Origin of the sequence: Rossellomorea oryzaecorticis (genome assembly GCF_045897515.1) — a bacterium.
GTDB classification, from domain to species: Bacteria; Bacillota; Bacilli; order Bacillales; family Bacillaceae_B; genus Rossellomorea; species Rossellomorea enclensis.
Window position 1 is genome coordinate 121,405 of sequence record NZ_JBJOSA010000003.1, and the last position, 18,704, is coordinate 140,108.

At 44.6% G+C, this 18,704-nt stretch carries 16 protein-coding genes; 5 read left to right on the forward strand and 11 right to left on the reverse strand.

The window, feature by feature from the left end; translation table 11 throughout:
- Window positions 1–186: 186 nt before the first annotated feature.
- The 6 genes from aspA to ACKA06_RS04875 all read right to left on the reverse strand — a co-directional run bounded on the left by aspA (window position 187) and on the right by ACKA06_RS04875 (window position 8,548).
- Window positions 187–1,617, reverse strand: coding sequence for an aspartate ammonia-lyase (aspA, locus tag ACKA06_RS04850; RefSeq protein WP_032086591.1), 1,431 nt, complete (start codon window positions 1,615–1,617; stop codon window positions 187–189).
- A gap of 438 nt (window positions 1,618–2,055) precedes the next feature.
- A complete protein-coding gene (locus tag ACKA06_RS04855) occupies window positions 2,056–2,754 on the reverse strand; it encodes an ABC transporter ATP-binding protein (RefSeq protein WP_032086592.1) in 699 nt (232 codons plus the stop codon).
- The gene (locus ACKA06_RS04860) at window positions 2,751–4,397 is read right to left on the reverse strand and encodes an ABC transporter permease (protein ID WP_411159105.1); all 1,647 of its coding nucleotides are present in this window, start codon (window positions 4,395–4,397) and stop codon (window positions 2,751–2,753) included. Before ACKA06_RS04860 ends, ACKA06_RS04855 begins: the two co-directional genes overlap by 4 nt.
- A gap of 2 nt (window positions 4,398–4,399) precedes the next feature.
- Window positions 4,400–5,473, reverse strand: a complete 1,074-nt coding sequence (locus ACKA06_RS04865) for a Fe(3+) ABC transporter substrate-binding protein (RefSeq protein WP_032086594.1) — start codon at window positions 5,471–5,473, stop codon at window positions 4,400–4,402.
- 577 nt (window positions 5,474–6,050) lie between these two features.
- Window positions 6,051–8,159 carry a heavy metal translocating P-type ATPase gene (locus ACKA06_RS04870; RefSeq protein ID WP_411159106.1) on the reverse strand — a complete coding sequence of 703 codons (2,109 nt, stop codon included), beginning with the start codon at window positions 8,157–8,159 and terminating at the stop codon, window positions 6,051–6,053.
- A gap of 20 nt (window positions 8,160–8,179) precedes the next feature.
- Window positions 8,180–8,548: an ArsR/SmtB family transcription factor gene (locus ACKA06_RS04875; protein WP_052011414.1), complete on the reverse strand. Its 369-nt coding sequence runs from the start codon at window positions 8,546–8,548 to the stop codon at window positions 8,180–8,182.
- 256 nt (window positions 8,549–8,804) lie between these two features.
- On the opposite strand from ACKA06_RS04875, the gene ACKA06_RS04880 reads away from it, so the two are divergent.
- From ACKA06_RS04880 to ACKA06_RS04890, 3 genes are all read left to right on the forward strand, one after another.
- A complete protein-coding gene (locus ACKA06_RS04880) occupies window positions 8,805–9,647 on the forward strand; it encodes a COX15/CtaA family protein (RefSeq protein WP_032086596.1) in 843 nt (280 codons plus the stop codon).
- 145 nt (window positions 9,648–9,792) lie between these two features.
- Complete coding sequence (locus tag ACKA06_RS04885) at window positions 9,793–10,710, forward strand: YIEGIA family protein (protein WP_214872045.1); 918 nt, start codon at window positions 9,793–9,795, stop codon at window positions 10,708–10,710.
- 6 nt (window positions 10,711–10,716) lie between these two features.
- Entirely contained in the window at window positions 10,717–10,923 is a 207-nt protein-coding gene (locus ACKA06_RS04890) for a capping complex subunit for YIEGIA (protein ID WP_214872046.1), read from the forward strand.
- Between the two features lie 90 nt (window positions 10,924–11,013).
- Here the strand turns inward: ACKA06_RS04890 and ACKA06_RS04895 are convergent, their stop codons facing one another.
- From ACKA06_RS04895 to ACKA06_RS04910, 4 genes are all read right to left on the reverse strand, one after another.
- Window positions 11,014–11,166 (reverse strand): FbpB family small basic protein, encoded by a 153-nt coding sequence (locus tag ACKA06_RS04895; RefSeq protein WP_197495107.1) that lies wholly within the window; start codon window positions 11,164–11,166, stop codon window positions 11,014–11,016.
- 26 nt (window positions 11,167–11,192) lie between these two features.
- Window positions 11,193–12,263, reverse strand: coding sequence for an ethanolamine utilization protein EutH (eutH, locus tag ACKA06_RS04900; protein WP_411159107.1), 1,071 nt, complete (start codon window positions 12,261–12,263; stop codon window positions 11,193–11,195).
- A 145-nt stretch (window positions 12,264–12,408) separates the two neighbouring features.
- Window positions 12,409–13,518 (reverse strand): M24 family metallopeptidase, encoded by a 1,110-nt coding sequence (locus ACKA06_RS04905; protein WP_411159109.1) that lies wholly within the window; start codon window positions 13,516–13,518, stop codon window positions 12,409–12,411.
- A 177-nt stretch (window positions 13,519–13,695) separates the two neighbouring features.
- Window positions 13,696–15,393, reverse strand: a complete 1,698-nt coding sequence (locus tag ACKA06_RS04910) for a sigma-54 interaction domain-containing protein (protein ID WP_411159110.1) — start codon at window positions 15,391–15,393, stop codon at window positions 13,696–13,698.
- A gap of 474 nt (window positions 15,394–15,867) precedes the next feature.
- On the opposite strand from ACKA06_RS04910, the gene brnQ reads away from it, so the two are divergent.
- Window positions 15,868–17,223 carry a branched-chain amino acid transport system II carrier protein gene (gene brnQ, locus ACKA06_RS04915; RefSeq protein ID WP_411159111.1) on the forward strand — a complete coding sequence of 452 codons (1,356 nt, stop codon included), beginning with the start codon at window positions 15,868–15,870 and terminating at the stop codon, window positions 17,221–17,223.
- A gap of 53 nt (window positions 17,224–17,276) precedes the next feature.
- Here brnQ and ACKA06_RS04920 read toward each other — a convergent pair whose 3' ends face one another.
- Window positions 17,277–17,927 carry a GntR family transcriptional regulator gene (locus ACKA06_RS04920; protein ID WP_214872049.1) on the reverse strand — a complete coding sequence of 217 codons (651 nt, stop codon included), beginning with the start codon at window positions 17,925–17,927 and terminating at the stop codon, window positions 17,277–17,279.
- Window positions 17,928–18,044: 117 nt separating this feature from the next.
- On the opposite strand from ACKA06_RS04920, the gene ACKA06_RS04925 reads away from it, so the two are divergent.
- On the forward strand, window positions 18,045–18,656 hold the full coding sequence (locus ACKA06_RS04925) for a trimeric intracellular cation channel family protein (RefSeq protein ID WP_032086603.1): 612 nt from the start codon (window positions 18,045–18,047) through the stop codon (window positions 18,654–18,656).
- Window positions 18,657–18,704 lie beyond the last annotated feature (48 nt).

Consider the following 18,704-nt stretch of genomic DNA (forward strand, 5'->3'; position numbering starts at 1 on the left):
AAGCCAGAGGCCATAGAGTGCAGAAAAGATTTCCAACACGCTGAACTAAAGGAGGTTACATTGCCCGGAATGATTTGTTCCCCGGCCCTGAATAATACCCATCAAAGCAAAAAAACTTGCAGACTAGATCCGATTTACGGATTTTGTCTGCAAGTTTTTTTCCTGTTAAAAGACAGGCAATATCATTTATTCCCGATCAAACAAGACACGACCTGCGATCCCGGGATTTGTCATTTCATAAGGGTTCAAGATCAAATCAAGTTCTTCCTCTGTCAGAACATCGTATTCCAGGCAAAGTTCCCTTACCGATTTCCCTTTCAGGATCGCTTCCCTTGCAATCCTGGAAACGACTTCGTAACCGAGATGCGGATTCACCGCGGTGATGATTCCGACGCTGTTTTCCACATATTCCTTCATGCGTGTCTCATTTGCTTCGATGCCGCTCAGGCAGTTGTCGGTGAAGCTTCTGAAGGCGTTATTCATGATGCTGATGGATTGAAGAAGGTTGAATACAAGGACCGGTTCCATCACATTCAGTTCAAGCTGCCCTGCTTCAGAAGCAAGGGAAATGGTCTGGTCATTCCCCATCACCTGGAATGCCACCTGATTGATGAGCTCCGGCATGACCGGATTCACTTTTCCGGGCATGATCGACGAACCCGGCTGCCTCGCAGGAAGGGAGATCTCACCCAGGCCTGCACGCGGTCCTGAAGCCATCAGGCGCAGATCATTTGCGATCTTGGACATATTTGTCATACATACCTTCAATGTAGAAGATACCTCTGTATAGGCATCCGTATTCTGTGTCGCATCGACAAGGTGCTCGGCACCAGTCAAAGGCAGCCCGCTGATGTCAGCCAGATGCTTCACGACACTTTGAATATATTCAGGGTCGGCATTCAATCCTGTTCCCACTGCCGTCGCACCCATATTCACTTCGTACAGATGCTCGCGCGTACGGCCGATGCGCTTGATATCACGCTCAACAACGCGGCTGTACGCCTCGAACTCCTGACCGAGACGGACAGGAACGGCATCCTGAAGATGGGTCCGGCCCATCTTGATGACATGGTCGAATTCCTGTGCCTTCTTTTTAAAGACGGCCAGCATATCCTCCATCGTGATCAGGAGCTTGTCCAACAGTTTCAATGTGGAGATATGGATGACCGTCGGGAAGACGTCATTGGTCGACTGTGCCATATTCACGTGACTGTTCGGGCTTACTTTCCCGTATTCCCCTTTATGGTGGGAAAGCAGTTCAAGTGCGCGATTGGCAATGACTTCATTCGCATTCATGTTGATGGACGTCCCTGCGCCTCCCTGGATCGGGTCGACGATGAAATGCTCATGCAGTTTCCCTGCGAGAATATCATCACAAGCCTGGACGATAGCGTCGCCGATTCCTTTATAAAGGCGTGTCGTCTCCATATTCGCAAGCGCCGCCGCTTTCTTGACAACAGCTAGCGCGTCAATCATTTCTTTATGAATTCTATAACCTGTCACAGGGAAGTTCTCCACCGCCCTGAGCGTTTGTATTCCATAATATACATTCTCAGGCACTTCTTTTTGCCCGAGGAAATCTTTTTCTATTCTGTATCCGCTAGTAGCAGTCGTCATGTCTCTACCCCTTTTGTGTGCGTTTTCAGTACCACCAACGAGATTCTATCAATATTTGAGTAAGGAAGCAACGCTTTTTACTCTTTGCCATAAACTGACTGACAAAATAAAGCAAGAGGGTGAGGCAAAACTTTAAAGTCATGGTTTACAGGGAAACCTTTTAGAATGAACACTAAATAACGCTAATGATTTCCGTGCAAGACTTCGCTTTCCGCGGGTAGCCCGTGAGCCTCCTCGGCTTCGCCTCCGGGGTCTCACATAAGCTACTCTTCCCGCAGGAGTCTTCGTCTTGCACTCCAATCAACCGCTGGAAAGAACTAAATCCTAAATGTACAATGAACAAATTAAAAACCCGGACTAATTTGCCTCATCTCATGCAAGTTAGTTCGGGTTTTACTAGACTAAATTACTTTTGTTCCAGTCTCCTAAAGATAAAGTCTACTTTAAAAAAGTGAGCTCCCGGTCATTACCGGGGGTCTGCTGCAGAGGGTCATCCTTTTTTCCAAACACAAGGCTCCTGTCACAAATCGCCTGCACGTCATCTTTGTCATGCGAGACCATGATACAGGTCATGTTCGCCTTCTTCAATATGGTGCGGAGTTCATCCCTGATGGCACCCTTCAGGCTTGCATCCAGATTGCTGAATGGCTCATCCATCAGCAGCAGTTCCGGCTTGGGGGCGAGGGCCCTGGCAAGCGCGATCCGTTGCTGCTGTCCACCGCTCAGCTGATGGGGATATCTTTTCTCGAACTCTGTCATCTGTATAAGCTCGAGCATCTCCCTCACACGGGGATTCCTTTCTTTCCTTGGAAGCCGGGACAATCCGAAAAGGAGGTTATCCCTTACCGACATATGAGGGAAAAGGGCATAATCCTGAAACACCATGCCCACTCCCCGGTTTTCAGGCTGAACGAACGTCTTCTCGCCGGCCACTTCCCTGCCTGCAATTTCGATGGTGCCTCCTCGAGGGATTTCCAGGCCGGAAATCAAGCGGAGGAGCGTACTTTTTCCGCTTCCGCTTTCACCGAGGATCCCGACGATTTCTCCCTCATTCATGGAAAAAGAAAACTCTTCTATCACGGGGTTACGTGACTTTGGAAAAGAAAAGGTCAGATTATTGATCGTAAGGATGTTCATTTCTTCACCTTCCTATCAATCATTTGGAATACCGCCACTGATACGACACTTAACAGAATGATCATCAGGGACGGGATGGCTGCTTCATGTATCATCTCATCTTTTGCATATTGATATGTTTTCGTAGCAAGGGTGTCAAAATTAAACGGCCTGAGCAAGAGAGCCAGGGGCAGTTCTTTAATGATCTCAACGAAAGTCAGGATGAACCCGCTGAATAAAGCTCCTTTGATCAAAGGCAGATCGACTTTGAAAAATGTTTTCGTCACCCCGAAACCGAGCATTCTTGACGCTTCCGTATATTTTGGACCGATTTTCTCAAACCCGACTTCCACTGCATTATAACCCGTTGCCATAAAGCGGATCGTATATCCGATCACGAGCATGGAAAGGGACAGGCTCAAAATGAGCGGTGCCTTTCCCCACCCCATATAAGAGTAAAATGGTGCAAGCAGTGAATCCAGTTCAATGAACAGTGCAAGGATCCCGATCGCTATGATCGCACCCGGGATCGAATAGCCGGCGGTAGCCAGTTTCGATAAGATGTACGTCCCGGATGATTGAGTGCGCGTCACATTCCCAAGGATCACTGCAAATAACAGAATGAGTACCGTCGCTATCAGTGCAACATAAACCGTCTGATTCAATAAGGTGAAAAATGAATCATCCCATACTTTCGCAAATGTAAGCTTCGACCACGACAGGAGCTGGATGACGGGAATGAAGAAGCCGAGTAGGAAGATCAAGAGACAATAAGCGAAAGCAGCTGCAGCAGGCAGCCCTTTCAGCCGCTGACGTGCAAGCGGCCTTGCTTTACTGCCGATACTATATCTTCTCCCCTGCCTGAGCCATTTTTCGATGAAAAATAACCCAACCACAATGACCATCAGCCAGGCAGCAAGCCTCATTGCCGAGTCTGCGTCATACATCCCGAACCATGTCTGAAATATCGCCGTTGTGATCGTGTGAATGCCAAAGTAACTTGTCACACCATAGTCACTCAGCACTTCATACACCACGAGCACAGCGCCTGCCACCATTGCCGGCCTTGACAGCGGGAGTACGATCCTTACAAATATCGAGAACGGTTTCCTCCCCAGAAGCCTGGCATTTTCAAGGAAAGAAGCGCTCTGGTTTTCGAGGAATGCCCTGCACATGATATAAACATATGGAAATAGGAAAATTGTAAAGATGAAGACAGCGCCTCTCAGGGAGGAGATTGCCAGCCACTCCGGATCAATCTGATAATCAAACTGATTCCTTAATGTCACCTGAACGACTCCCGTGTAACTCAGCATCGTCCGGTAGGTATAAGCTGCAATATATGGCGGGATCGCCAGCGGAAGAAGGAGCCCCCAGCTGAAAAAGCGTCTCATCGGAAAATCATAAGCGGCAACGATCCAGGCGAGGCTGACTCCCAGAACCGCTGTAAATAACCCGGTCAACAAAACGAGGATAATTGAATTGGCGGCATAATTTTTCAAGAGATATTCTTTTATTTGATACCAGTTTTCATTCGGTTCCTGGAAAATAGAAAAAAAGATAAACAAGATGGGCAGCAATATGATTGCTGCCCCGATCAAGCTTACCAGCCACCATCCGTTAAAATCTTTTCGAAAAAAATGTTTAACAGATTGTATTCTCATGATTATTTCCAGCCTGTTTTATTGAAGATTTCAATGGCTTTTTGATTATGTTTCCCCAGAGTATCAAAGTCCAGATCCTGAATTCTGAACTTGCCCCATGACTCAAGAATTTCAGGTTTTTTCGCTTCGGCATTTACCGGGAATTCATAGTTGTTTGCAGCCAAATATTCCTGAGCATCTTTATCTGTCATATACTCGATCAGCTTAACGGCATTTTCAGGATGCTTACTGTGCTTGGTCAGACCGATTCCGCTGACATTGACATGAGTGCCGTTAGTCTCCTGGTTTGGGAAGAATACGCCCAGACCTTCTGCTACTTTCTTTTCCTCAGGGTCTTCGGAATTAGCCATCAGGCCTACATAGTAAGTATTCATGATCCCTACATCACCCACACCTGCTGCAATGGCTTTCGCCTGATCGCGGTCACCGCCGTCCGGCTGGCGGGCGAAGTTTTTCACGATGCCTTCTGACCATTTTTCAGCCTCTTTTTCACCATTCAATTCGATGAAAGAAGCAAGCAGCGACTGATTGTAAAGGCTTGTCGATGAACGGACAAGCACTTTGCCTTTCCATTTGTCACTTGTCAGGTCTTCGTAAGTCGATAATTGATCTTCTGACACACGGTCTTTTGAATAGACGATGACGCGGGCCCTTGTTGCCATCCCGATCCATTTGTTTTCCTTATCACGGAACGTTTCAGGGACGTTTTCGTTCACAACATCGGATTCAACCGACTGAAGAATATCATTGTCTTTTGCGTGGGCAAGCACACCGCCGTCGACAGTGATGAATAAGTCCGCTTCCGTACTTTCCCCTTCGCGCTTCAGACGCTCGATAAGTTCTTCCGCTTCACCTTTGACGACGTTGACCTTGATGCCTGTCTCTTCTGTGAAGTCTTTATATACTTGATCGTCAGCTTCATAATGTCTGGCAGTGTATACATTGACTACCTTTTCTTCTTTTTTGGAAGCGTTGTCTTTTGCACCCTCAGAATTGTCTTGTCCGCCGCACCCGGCAAGTGCAAGAGTTAATGCCGTTGTTGCAATAAAAGGCTTTAGCAGTTTTGATATGTTCATCTCTTGTTTCCACCCTTATGTATGTATTTGAAAATGATAATTATTCTCACTTATTGATTTTACATAGCCCTTCATGTTCCGTCAATAAAATTTTGCTTCTTAATCGGTTCCCCCGGATTATTATGACATTTCCGTGACAAAGTACATTGCTTCTAAAAAAGAAGTTGGGAGCAGACTAAAAATCCATTGTCTAAAGACGAACATTTTAGAGTGGATTATAAACAACGCTAATGATTTACGTGCAAGACTTCGCTTTCCGCGGGCGGTTGGTGAGCCTCCTTTGACAAGTGGGGTAACTGTCTAGCTGCAGGGCTTAGAGGCACATGTCATAAGTCAAACCGGCCAAGAAGGCAAAGAACGCCTTCTAGGCCGATTCGCCTTATGCCATACGCCTCTGAACAAAGCCCTTCCGCTTTTCGGTTAGGAGTCTTCGTCTTCCACTCCAATCAACCGCTGGAACAAACTACAAACTTTAGACAAGCCCAAACAACTAAAAAACTGGACTCATTCAAATACTCCTATTGAATGATGGTCCAGCTTTTTTAAATTTATATGCTAGTTGTTCAGTTTCTTTCTTCTAAGCTGCACCTCTTTTTTCTCCGATCATAATCGTGAGACTGATCAATGTCACCAGGATGGTAGCACCCATGTCTGAAAGGATGGCAATCCATAGTGTCAGCAGCCCCGGAATGGTCAGTAACAGTGCAATCAGCTTCAATCCGAGCGCAAGTGAAATGTTCAGCTTGATGATCTTGTTGACGCGTTTTGAAATCGTGATGGCAGACGGCAGCTTGCCGAGGTGGTCCTGCATCAGGACGATATCGGCGGTTTCAATGGCGCTGTCCGTTCCTTTCCCCATTGCGATACCGAGATCCGCCGTGGCAAGTGCCGGCGCATCATTGATGCCGTCCCCAACCATCGCAGTCTTTCCTTTTGCCGTCAGCTCCTTCACCTTGGCAACTTTTTCGTCAGGCAGAAGATTCGCGTAGTAGTCAGTCAAACCTACTTGCTTTGCCACCTTTTCAGCGGTCTTATGGTGATCACCTGTCAGCATGACGGCATTGTTGATGCCTGCTGAATAAAGTTCGGAAATGATTCCCTTGCTTTCTTCGCGGATCTCATCGGTGATGCCAAAGACCCCTAATACCTTCTCTTCATCTGAAACGATCACTAAGGTATAGCCGGCATCCTTCAATGAATTGATATCCGTTTCCGTCTGTTGAGATAAAGTAAAGCCGAGGCTTTTCTCATTTCCCACCTTATAGGTAGTTCCCTCGATCACTGCGGAAACCCCTTGGCCAGATATCGTATTGATTTCTTCAGGTTCTGAGTATGTGATGTTTTCCCGGCTGATTTTTTCCATTACCGCTTTAGCAATCGGGTGGGACGATGTCTTTTCAATCGAACCGGCAATCCGGTAAAAATTCTCTACATCATATACGATTGTTTTTTCCACATACGGATGGCCTTTTGTCAGCGTTCCTGTTTTGTCAAAAGCGATCGTATCGATCTTACCGAGCTGCTCAAGGAACACGCCGCCTTTTACAAGGATGCCGTTTTTGGCATTACGGGCAATTCCCGAGACAATCGCGATTGGAGATGAAAGGATCAAAGCACATGGGCAGCCGACGATCAGTACGGCAAGGCCCTGATAAAACCATGACCCCCAATCGCCGTTCATGAACAGCGGCGGGACGACCATCACGAGAGCCGCAATGATCATGATGAGCGGTGTATAATAGCGTGCAAACCGATTGATGAACTGTTCTGTCGGTGTCTTCGTTTCCTGAGCTTCTTCGACCAAATGAAGGATTTTTGCAAGGGAAGAATCTTTGTATTCCTTCGTGATTTTCACTTTCAGTACACCTTCATTGTTGATGCTTCCCCCGAAGACCTTCTCATCCGGCTCTTTTTCAACCGGCATGGCTTCCCCGGTGATGGCCGCTTCATTGACCGAGCTCTTCCCGGCTGCGACGATTCCATCCGACGGGATTTTCTGTCCGGATTTCACAAGGACAAGGTCGCCGGTTTTAAGGGTTTCGATCGGGACGACCCTTTCTTTGTCACCCTCTATAAGGATCGCTTCCTTTGGGGCTACCTTCAAGAGTTCCTCCATCGATTTCCTTGCCTTTTCCATCCCCATGCCTTCCAACAATTCATTGACACCGAACAGGATGGCAACGAGTGTACCTTCCTTCCACTCCCCTATGGAAAAAGCACCGATCAGGGCGATGGTCATGAGAGTGTCGATGTTGAACTTAAGCTTGAGTAAGTTCTTTGCCCCTTTTATGAACGTCGGGTACCCGCTCGTAGCGGCTGCAGTCAGATACATGAAGACCGGGACAAGATTATTCCACTGGGTATCGACATAAATGGCAGACAGAAAGATGATGGCGGAAATCCCCAGCAGGATCTTGATATTCGTGCTGCTATCATGCGTATGAGCATGATCATGGTCATGTTCTTGGCCGCCGGCATCAATGTCATCATGACCTTTGATGATGGCTGCACCATCCGAGGAAAGGATCTTTTCGACTTGTTGCATGTCGACACCCTTGGCGAGCACCAGTTTGCTGCTGTTATACAGGATCCTTGATCCTTCCCCGTTTTCAAGCTTATTGATTTCTTCTTCCATTTCCCTCGCGCAATTTCCGCACGAAAGTCCCTGAAGTTTATATTCGTCCATCTTGAACTCCCCCGTGATACTTAGTGGTGTCTGGCATGGTGCATGGTTTGCTGGAGCATGTTCATCACATGATCGTCATCAGCTGAATAATACAATGTCGTGCCTTCCCGTCGATATTTCACCAGGCGCAGATTTTTCAGGAAGCGCAGCTGATGGGAAACCGTGGTTTGAAGCAATGACAGCTTCTCGGCAATCTCATTCACTGAATGCTCTTTTTGAGCCAATAAGTGCAGAATCCGCACCCGTGTTGGTTCAGATAAAGCTTTGAACGTCTGGGTCACGATGAACAGTGTTTCTTCATCGATTTCCACGCAAGTTTCTTTTGTATCTTCTATTTCATCATGATGCTGTGTGTCCAACTCATGCTTCTTATCCTTATCTTTTCCCATGTTGACACTCCCATTCTATTCTTATATATGATAATGTGTTCATATATTATAATTAAATGATAAAAAAATATACTTCCTGTGTCAATGCGTTCCTTTGATTTTGGAAAAAAGTGAGGATGACCGCTTGCCTTATTTTTTGATAAATGATGAACGTTATGTGAACTCTATACCTATCTTTTGTAGGAAGCCGGCCAAGCTGATAGTATATGAACAGACATCAATATAGGCGATTCAAATATGAAAGGACTTTTATGAAATGAAAAATAAATTCTCATTATTTACGGTCTTCCTGACGATTGCAGCCTTGGTTCTCGGCAATCTGGTCGTGGCGACCAACTCAGGCGACGCCTGCGGTACGGATTGGCCGATCTGCAATGGTAAAGTCATTCCGGATATCACGGACTACCATATCATAATTGAATATTCCCACCGGTTATTCACGACCCTGCTTGGTCTGTTCATCTTAATCAACGCCATCCTGGCCTGGAAGAAAACGTCGGTGAAGCAGGTGAAATTCATCTCGATCCTTTCCGTGCTGCTCCTGTTTACGCAGGCGATGATCGGCGGGATGAATGTGCTGCTAGGGACACCGACCGGATTCACGACGCTCGATGTGATGTTCAGTCTGTTTCTATTGATTTCCCTTGTCTTCCTTTATGCAGGATTAAGCGATCGAACCTTTGACATTAAATACAAGGAAATAAAAAAACCACTGATCATCGGCTTTGCCGCCCTGATGAGTGAAATACTGATCGGTGCAATCTTTAAGCATTTCCGGCTCAGCGAACAGATTTTTGAGGTGAATCACACGGAATTCGCGCTCGCAAACGTTGTCTATCTGGTCCACGGAATATTGGGATTGCTGACTCTTTTCTATATCGGCTATGCCCTTTTCTTATCCATAAGGTTCAATGTGATGAAGAAATCAGCTTTACTGCTGATTTTGCTGGCTGCACTTGCGACGTTCGGAGGATTTGTAGTTAAAACGGAAGAACTCAGCCCTATCACATCTTCCTTACACATGATTTTGTCCATCCTTACCGTCGCGCTGCTGAGCTATATGACAGCGAGGAGTTATTTTAATTCGAAGAGGAACTAGGCAATTGCTGCCTGGTTCTTTTTTTGTTGAATGATTATTCTAAAACTTATGATAAACTTCTTTCCCCAGCTCCCATATCGCATAATAAACAGGCCGTTTCCTCATACTAATCTCGATTGCATCCATGAAATCGAGGTGTTACCTAATGGAACCAGCTGGATTAACGACTCCCGAACTATACACCATCACCAGTGCGATTGTGATTGGAACCATCGCCAGGATCATAACGATAAAAGAAGATTTCAGGCAATATCCGAGCTACCCGAATGGATATCTGATACAAATCATTACCGGTTTTGTGGCAGCGGCCCTCGGAGCAGTGGCCATCCCTGCCTTATTAAGCAAAAATTTTGTGGCAGTGACGTTTCTTACGCTGGCACTTCAGCAATTCAGGGATGTCCGGAAAATGGAGAAAGAAAGCTTGAGCGACCTGGAGGAAACGGAATTCACCTACCGGGGAAAAGCATACATAGATGGGATCGCCAAAACATTCGAAGCCAGGAATTATCTTGCATTCATCACGGCACTCGTCACGTCGCTCGTGATTTCCCTTCTTCATAATGCATTCGATGTGAAAAATCTTTGGGTATGCATTGCAGGCGGCGCGCTTGCTGGTTTCGCACTGCTTTATTATTTGCAGAGATTTACAAAAGGTAAAACGATCGGGGATATTGCTGAAGTGAAAGAAGGAAAAGTGACCGTGAAACAGTCTTCCCTGTACGTAGATGATATGTATGTCAGCAACCTGCTCGGAACGGACAACGCCGAAAAGCTGTTTTCTGAAGAAGGAATGGCCGTCGTCATCTACCCTAAAGAAAATCATTTCAGGATCAGCCTCGATAACTTCGGACAGCGGCAGGCAGCTTTATTCGAAGCGTGCAGGGCACTAGGTGTCAAACGCTATCAGTTCACCAGAAAAGATTATATGGACGGGAAAGTCATGATCACCTTGGTTCCGATCAAGCGCGATATGGATGCCTTCATCGAAGCCGTGAAAAAATGTCCTTTGCTCGAAAGCACAAAGAAATCTCATGCTGTGATGAAAACCAACTTGAAAGGATGATTCTGCATGGGCAGGGAAAATTCAATGAAGCCTCCTTATCAAATATTGGCCTACTTAACCTCGGACCGTGACCGGGTCATAAGCGGCGGACCGCTTCTTCTATACAGTGGGGACCTTGAAGAATTAAAACAGATGACCGTGGACATCGCGAAGGGATTAAAAGCGGATGTTGTGCAGATGACGAACGGGGATTACTTGGTGATCAGGATATAATAGGGCTTATAGCAGAAAGGAGTTTCAATCCCAATTTTCATACTAGAGGAAACAGACAGAGGATCGTCTGCTTCCCCTAGAGGCGATTATCTATGAATCCTCTTTTATTTTATCTTCCCCGCCATTAATCTGGCGGTCCTCTATTTTTTCTTCAATCTTTTCTAATAAATCCTCATTATTCAATATTTCCAATCGATACTTTTCAATCAATTCAATAAAGCTCTCTTTATTTTTGAGTCCCATTACGTGATCCCTTCTTTTACATTTGATCATGCCATTTTATTCGCAGCGAAGTACGCAATCAGCGCTGCTGACAATCCAGCCGTAAGTTTACCTGCAATCATCGGTACTATAAACGATTCATCTACAGCAGCAACAAAACCCAGATGACTCCCCATAACAAAAGAACCACTTACTGCGAACGCTGTATTCACAACCTTCCCTCTTGTATCAATAGCTTTAAAGTTTGAAAACATGGGTACATGGTGTGCAAGGGAAGATATCAATCCCACCAAGGCGTTTTCATTCATACCGACTTTCTTTCCTGCCTTCTCAAAAGGCTTCTTCAGGACCTTTTGCAATACGTATATGAACGGGAAGGCCCCAGCAAGTATAATGGTTATATTTCCTATCGTTTTAAAGCTTTCTGAGAGTGGCACCAGATTATCTATCCACTGGATTCCTGTTAAGGTTTGAAAGATGATCATAACCAAGCCAATGATTAGGATGCTTTCGATGATCTTAGAAAAAACAATGAACAAGACGGTTGTCTGCTTCGGAAATTTCACCAGGGAAAACATAATGATGACAGAGATTCCTATAGTGGGAAGAAGATTTCTGACCATCCAGCCCGGATCATATCCAGCTATCATACCACCCGCCGCACACCCGATCGGTATCGTCATGAACCCTATCAAAATCCCTTTAGCAAAAAATGGATGTTCCTCTTTTGGAATCAGGTTAAGCGCCACCGGTATGGTAAAAACAAGAGTCGGACCCATCATCGTCCCTAAAAAAACCCATGAAAATTCAGCCGCTCCTGCCTCTTTCGCCATTTCCATTGATAATTGATACCCCCCCATGTCCAAAGCAAATAGAGTCGACGCAAACATGGATGGATCTGCTCCCAGCCATAAATAGAAAGGTGTAATAATCGGCATGAAAAAATCGGCTAGTACCGGCGACAATGATATGATACCGATCATGGAAAGGGAGATGGCCCCCATACTTTGAAAGGCCCTGGTAAATTCCCCGCCGATCCCCAGTTTATTTCCTGAAAGCTTATCCAAACCGCCTATAACAGCAAAGATGGTGATGATAAAAATTATAAGTTCATTCAAAATCGTCCCCGCCTTGGTGAGTCAGAGCAGGATTCTCCCCTTCCGACCTTAAAGTTTCTGTGGGACGGGACCCTTTACTGAAGATAAAGCCAGGGTCCTCCGGGAGCCTTTTCGCTTATCTTTTATATGGGCCCTGTCTCCTTTTTTAAATGTCCCCTAAATCCTTGTTTATAACTTGCAGATCCCTCGTGAAACCGGTCAGCAGATAGGGTTCAACCTCTGTGATTAATACATCATCTTCTATCCGCACTCCCCCCAAGCCGGGAATATAGATACCCGGTTCAATCGTGAGAACCATGCCTGCTTTGAGCAATTCATTATTGTTTGAATGAAGGGATGGTTCTTCATGGACATTGATGCCCAATCCGTGACCGATTCTATGAGGGAAATAATTTGCATATCCGGCCTCTTCAATAACTTTTCTGGCCGCTTCGTCTATCTTTCGGATGTTGTTTCCAACTTTGCACTCCTTTAGGGCTGCTTTATTTGCTTTTAAAACAGTGTTGTACATTCTATCCATTTCTTCACTTGCTTCTTTGTACACAACCGTACGGGTAATATCAGAGCTGTAGCCGTTATATTTCACACCCAGGTCAAAAATCACCGTGTCACCAGCTTTTAGTTTATTTTCACCTGTTACACCATGTGGATTACTTGCATTTTCGCCAAATAAAACCATAGGGGTAAAAGACATTTCACGGATTCCGCGTTTTTTCAGCTGATATTCGACCCTTCCCAACACCTCTAACTCTGTGACTCCTTCATACAATGAATCAACGGCAATTTGGACAGCATAATCAGCATATTTGGCTGCAATTCTGAGGCTGTTTACCTCATCGGTATCCTTGATCTCTCTCATTTCAGATAATTTTGGATCAAGATTTGTCAATTCCCCATCTGTCAGGCAGGACTGAATCATTTTAATATATCTAAAAGAAATATAATTCTCTTCAATCCCCATGCCCCCGCCGATTTTATTACCCAAATGCCTCTTCATTTTCCCCCACACATCTTCAGAGTCAGAATAACTGAGGTACTCGTAGATCCAGCCAGCCTTTAATAGCATTTCCACTTCCATTTCGGGCAGCACAAGGACTGGATCATGTTCGGCAAAAACAAACAGCCCAGTAAAACGTTCATGAGGCTCATAGTCAAAGCCGGAAAGATAATAGATGTTATTTCTAGAAGTAATCAGTCCTCCATCCAATCCATTCTTCCTGATATACCCTTGTAAATTTGTTAATCTTTTTTTCAATGAAAACACTCCTCTCTCTCACTTCCTTTTGCAACAATCATGCCAACTTAAAATCCGTAAAACTATGCTTCCCTCAGAAAGAGGTGTCAAAGTTTCTATACAAAATGAAAAAAGGTGTATAAAAAGATTGACACCTTTATTTTTCAACAAAAAAAGAGAAGGCACATGCACCTTCCCTTAGTTAAAACCTGTTATATTCAACTTTCTCATCTTGTTATATAAAGTCGCCCTTGTAATTCCCAGCCTTTTTGCAGCCTCTGTCTTATTGCCTTTCTTACTCTCTAACGTCTCAAGGATTTTCAGCTTTTCATACTGCTTAACTTCCCTCTCCAACTCTTTTGAATCAGGAGAATGCATGGTATTTTTGCCTGCCATTTTTTCCGGAAGCAAGTCAGCGGTTAAATATCCATTCTCTGAAAGCAAAACCATCCGCTCTATCATATTCTTTAACTCCCTGACGTTACCATGCCACTCGTATTCAAGTAAGGACTGATTAATAAGGGGAGCAATATACTGAATATCACAATTATATTTCTTTGAAGCTTTATAAAGAAACAAATGGAACAGCTCAAGGATATCCTGCTTCCGCTCCCTCAAAGGAGGAATCTCTATCGTCAGCGTATTCAGCCTGTAATAGAGGTCTTCTCTAAATTCTCCCTTTTGAACCAGTGCCTCCAGATTCTTGTTGGTCGCTGCGATCACTCTGCAATTAACTGACTTCACCTTCAACCCGCCGACAGAATAGTACACTCTATTCTCCAGCACACGCAAAAGCTTAACCTGCAGGTCTAAAGGAAGCTCGCCTACTTCATCCAAAAATAGTGTACCATCACCAGCAAGTTCAATCTTTCCGATCTTTCCATTGGGGTCAGCCCCTGAGAATGCCCCTTTTGAATATCCAAACAACTCACTTTCAAAAAGTGAGGGAGATAACGCCCCGCAGTTCAATGCAACAAGTGGCTTATCGGCCCGGTTCTCATCATGGATCGCTTTTGCAAAGACTTCCTTCCCCACCCCGGTCTCACCGAGCAGCAGCACATTCGCACTCGTCTTGCTCATTTTCTTGGCCAGAGAGATCGCTTTCTTAATCTTCAAACTGGATCCCCTTATTTGCTGGAAGGGATCAACCGCTTCCTTCAATTCAGAAATCTCATTCTGGAGCTCATGGATCTTTGAGGATGCATGCAGTAACTCCTGATTCATCCACACGTGACTGGTTACATCTGTTTCCGCGGCAACCGCTCCTATAATCTCACCGTTTAAATGAACAGGATTCGTGTTGATGAGCACAAAAAGGTCTTCCCGCGGTTTATGGAGATGGTGTCTGAAAGAATTTCCTGTTACCATCGTTTCTTCATTCAACAGCATTTCTTTCGGAAAGAAATGCTTCATATCTTTTCCCAATATATCCTCTTTTTGTATCGAAAAGATCGTTTCAGCCCCCTTCGTCCACACCATTGTTCTCCCATCCCTGTCAACCACGGACACGGAATTATCTATGGTATCGACAATCGTATGGAAAAAGGCTTTCAGTTTATCATACTCATTTAACGCTTCTTGTAAGAGGTCCCTGAGTGTTACATACCCCACAATCTTCTGATTGCTATCTTTTACAACAATCACGTCATATGAATCTGGACCTTTTCGGATATAAAAGGGGGTCCCCGCCTGGTGACTCAGCGTTTTTCTCCAGGCGTTTTGATTGATGGTACCGCTTCCCAAAGCAGTGTACTCATCTCTGTTTAAGTAATATATCGTTTCGTTGCAATTCATAAATACTAGATGATGACTGCACTGCTCGTCAGTATATTGGCCAGCCCCGGGCACCACAATAAAATCATCATGCATAATCGGATCTAAATATAATTGTTCCATACGGTTACCCCCTTATATCCCAAAAATCAAAGAGAAGTTCGTCTCTCTTCACTTTAAACATTGTATAACATCCATTAACCGAATGCCTACAGGGACTAGGTACTTTAAGGGAAATCATCACCAATAAAATAACCATACCGCCAACCTATAAGAGCATGTCAAGTTCTTCACTGCCTTTTTAGAAGGGGAGTCAATGAGTGACAGGAACGTGGAAGTTTCTTAATTAGATGATATTAGCTGGATAATGATTATCACTTACCATATACAAGTAAGGGAACATGGATTTCGGCAGCGGCTGCATACTATGTTTCATGCATATCAATGGCGAGTGTGCTAAACGTTTTTATTTTACATATGAAAATTTTCTGAAATATATTGCATTATACATATCAGGGGAGTATGATAGATTCCAGTGATATATTGCATATCGAAATTATTATTCTTAAATATTTTTCATCATAGGAGGCAAACTTCATGAAAGGGAAATTGACTTTTTCATCATACGCAACCATCGGTGTCATGCTTTTCGCATTATTTTTCGGCGCTGGAAACCTAATCTTCCCGGCACAGCTGGGTCAGAACGCCGGAACCAATCTCTGGCCATCCATCACTGGGTTTTTAATTACAGGAGTGGGACTTCCGCTGCTAGGAATCATCGCAATGAGTTTCTCCGGGAGCCGTAACCTTCAGGAACTTTCAAGCCGTGTACACCCGGTTTATGCGGTGGGTTTCACTTCCCTGCTTTATCTGACCATCGGGCCATTCTTCGCCTCTCCCCGCACGGGTACCGTTGCGTACGAGGTGGGGATAGCACCTTTTATAAATGAGTCTTCACAGCAAATGGGCCTCTTTATTTTCACCTTGCTATTTTTCGCTGTGGTTCTCTTTTTCTCACTGAAACCTGCCAAACTTGTTGATAATATCGGCAAGTTTTTGGCACCCGGGCTGGTGGTCATGCTAGCCGTTCTTCTCACGGCTGCAATAGCCAATCCGATGGGAGGCATGGAAGCGCCGCAGGAAGCTTATACGAATGGCTCATTTATCACTGGTTTTCTGGAAGGTTATAATACAATGGATGCCCTTGCCTCGTTGGTATTTGGTATTATCGTGATTAACGCGATCCGTGCAATGGGCGTAACTTCGAATACCGATATTCTCAGAGCAACTGTCAAAGCAGGAAGTATTGCCATTTTGCTGCTCGCTGTGATTTATGTCGGAATTGCTTATCTAGGGGCAACAAGCACACAAGTTTATGGAACCTTTGAAACCGGAGGACCTATTTTGAGTAACGCTGCCTCCCACTACTTCGGCATATTTGGTTCTGTTATGCTTGCGATAGCCATTATATTGGCATGTCTTACAACAGCGATTGGATTGACGGTAGCCAATGCCGAATATTTTCATACGTTGTTCCCGAAGATCAGTTATCAGAAACTTGTTGTCTTTTTTGCCACAATCACCTTCGTGATTGCGAACTTTGGATTGTCAAACATCATCTCCTACTCTATACCGGTCCTGATGTTCTTATATCCACTGGCGATTGTGCTGATCATCCTGACATTTCTGTCTCCATTGTTTAATCATGCAACGATTGTGTATAGTTCAACCATCGCGGTTACATTTTTAATCAGTATCTTTGATGGTCTCAAGTCGTTCTGCGACTCAGTTGGAATCGAGTATTTCAGCTGGATGCAGCCAATTGTCGTTTTCTATGAACAGACATTGCCACTGTACAACCAAGGGCTTGGGTGGCTATTGCCGGCTATTGCCGTCATTATCGTTACCGGTTTCATCAGTCACTTCCAAAGAAAAGCCCCGGTTCATGCTTAATGAACATAGGAAAAAGCCGGCCTCCACATGTGCGGGGCCGGCTTTTCATTTGTCTATGGTTGAAAATCGTCCAGTGTACCCAGCCAGTTATCTTTCATGATGGCTGCTGCCTTATCCTTTTCACCATTTTTCATGGCGGTAATAATGGCTTTATGTTCCTCGATGGATCTTTCGGTTAAAATAATGGAATTATGGAAAAAATGCCTTCGAACATGTGCCTGCAAGGATTTTACCATGTTTTTGATATATGTATTTTTGGTTATTTCAATAATGACCTGGTGAAACTCTTCATCCACTTTCAAGGCAGCGTAGGCATTATTTGAATGGATTAACTTTGCGAAATGTTCATTGATATCTTCGAGCTGTTTCAGCTGCTCCTCTGTTATCTGACCAATTGCCAGCTCAGCGGACAAAGACTGCAAGGCTGCGAGTGGAGGGAGCAGATCCTTAATCGCTTCACGTTCGATTTCTGTGACTTCCGTACTCTTACCAGGGTACATTTTGACAAACCCCTGCACTTCCAGAAGCTGCAGCGATTCACGTATCGGTGTCCTGCTGCTTCCTAATGCATTTGCAAGTTCAGTATCATTCAATTTTTCGCCAGGACTCAAAGTTCCATCAATGATCCACTCCTGGATCTGGTTGAACGCATTTTCCTTGGCAGATTGGCGGACAGGTTTTGAATGGTTTGTTGGTATGGGCATAGAAATCAGCCTTTCTGGAAATTCATTTGGTATGAAAAATTATACAGGAAAAAAGACTTTATTGAAATATGCAATATATCATCAATACCCAAAATTATGGATAAGGAGGATGGTTGGATGGCGTGGGATGTATTGAACGTAATTGGGACCATTGCCTTTGCGATGAGCGGGGCCGTCGTAGCTTTGGAAGTGAAATACGATATAATCGGCGCCTATGTTCTGGGATTGATTACTGCATTTGGCGGCGGTGCGATCAGGAACCTTTTCACTGGAATTCCCATCATTGATTTATGGCAGCAAAGCAGTCTTTTTATCGTTGCTTTCATCACAATAAGTATCGTGATTTTATTGCCCAATAATTCAGTTGCTTTACTGACAAAATGGAGTATTTTCGACTCAATTGGATTATCAGCATTTTCTGTTCAGGGAGCCATGTATGCACACTCGATTGACTTACCGCTATTTGCGGTTGTGTTTTCAGCCGCAATTACAGGTGCTGGCGGGGGGATCATCCGTGATGTGCTGGCCCAAAAAAGGCCAATTGTCCTGCGTCAGGATGTATATCTTTTATGGGCCGTTTTTGCCGGTTTTATAATAGGCTTGGACTTTTTGTCAAAATCCTATCAATTCTATATTCTATTTATCATTACATTCATTTTAAGGCATATTTCACATCGATTCAGCTGGAGCTTGCCTACCAGATCCATTCAAAAACAAAAAGAAGAATAGATATAAGATCTTTGTTTTATGTTAAAAAGCTCACTTGAACGTGAGCTT

What these genes read in the sequence shown, in the direction of transcription:
- aspA (WP_032086591.1), bottom strand. Translation starts at nt 1,617, where the DNA reads ATGACGACTGCTACTAGCGGATACAGAATAGAAAAAGATTTCCTCGGG.
- ACKA06_RS04855 (WP_032086592.1), bottom strand. Translation starts at nt 2,754, where the DNA reads ATGAACATCCTTACGATCAATAATCTGACCTTTTCTTTTCCAAAGTCA.
- ACKA06_RS04860 (WP_411159105.1), bottom strand. Translation starts at nt 4,397, where the DNA reads ATGAGAATACAATCTGTTAAACATTTTTTTCGAAAAGATTTTAACGGA.
- ACKA06_RS04865 (WP_032086594.1), bottom strand. Translation starts at nt 5,473, where the DNA reads ATGAACATATCAAAACTGCTAAAGCCTTTTATTGCAACAACGGCATTA.
- ACKA06_RS04870 (WP_411159106.1), bottom strand. Translation starts at nt 8,159, where the DNA reads ATGGACGAATATAAACTTCAGGGACTTTCGTGCGGAAATTGCGCGAGG.
- ACKA06_RS04875 (WP_052011414.1), bottom strand. Translation starts at nt 8,548, where the DNA reads ATGGGAAAAGATAAGGATAAGAAGCATGAGTTGGACACACAGCATCAT.
- ACKA06_RS04880 (WP_032086596.1), top strand. Translation starts at nt 8,805, where the DNA reads ATGAAAAATAAATTCTCATTATTTACGGTCTTCCTGACGATTGCAGCC.
- ACKA06_RS04885 (WP_214872045.1), top strand. Translation starts at nt 9,793, where the DNA reads ATGGAACCAGCTGGATTAACGACTCCCGAACTATACACCATCACCAGT.
- ACKA06_RS04890 (WP_214872046.1), top strand. Translation starts at nt 10,717, where the DNA reads ATGGGCAGGGAAAATTCAATGAAGCCTCCTTATCAAATATTGGCCTAC.
- ACKA06_RS04895 (WP_197495107.1), bottom strand. Translation starts at nt 11,166, where the DNA reads ATGGGACTCAAAAATAAAGAGAGCTTTATTGAATTGATTGAAAAGTAT.
- ACKA06_RS04910 (WP_411159110.1), bottom strand. Translation starts at nt 15,393, where the DNA reads ATGGAACAATTATATTTAGATCCGATTATGCATGATGATTTTATTGTG.
- brnQ (WP_411159111.1), top strand. Translation starts at nt 15,868, where the DNA reads ATGAAAGGGAAATTGACTTTTTCATCATACGCAACCATCGGTGTCATG.
- ACKA06_RS04920 (WP_214872049.1), bottom strand. Translation starts at nt 17,927, where the DNA reads ATGCCCATACCAACAAACCATTCAAAACCTGTCCGCCAATCTGCCAAG.
- ACKA06_RS04925 (WP_032086603.1), top strand. Translation starts at nt 18,045, where the DNA reads ATGGCGTGGGATGTATTGAACGTAATTGGGACCATTGCCTTTGCGATG.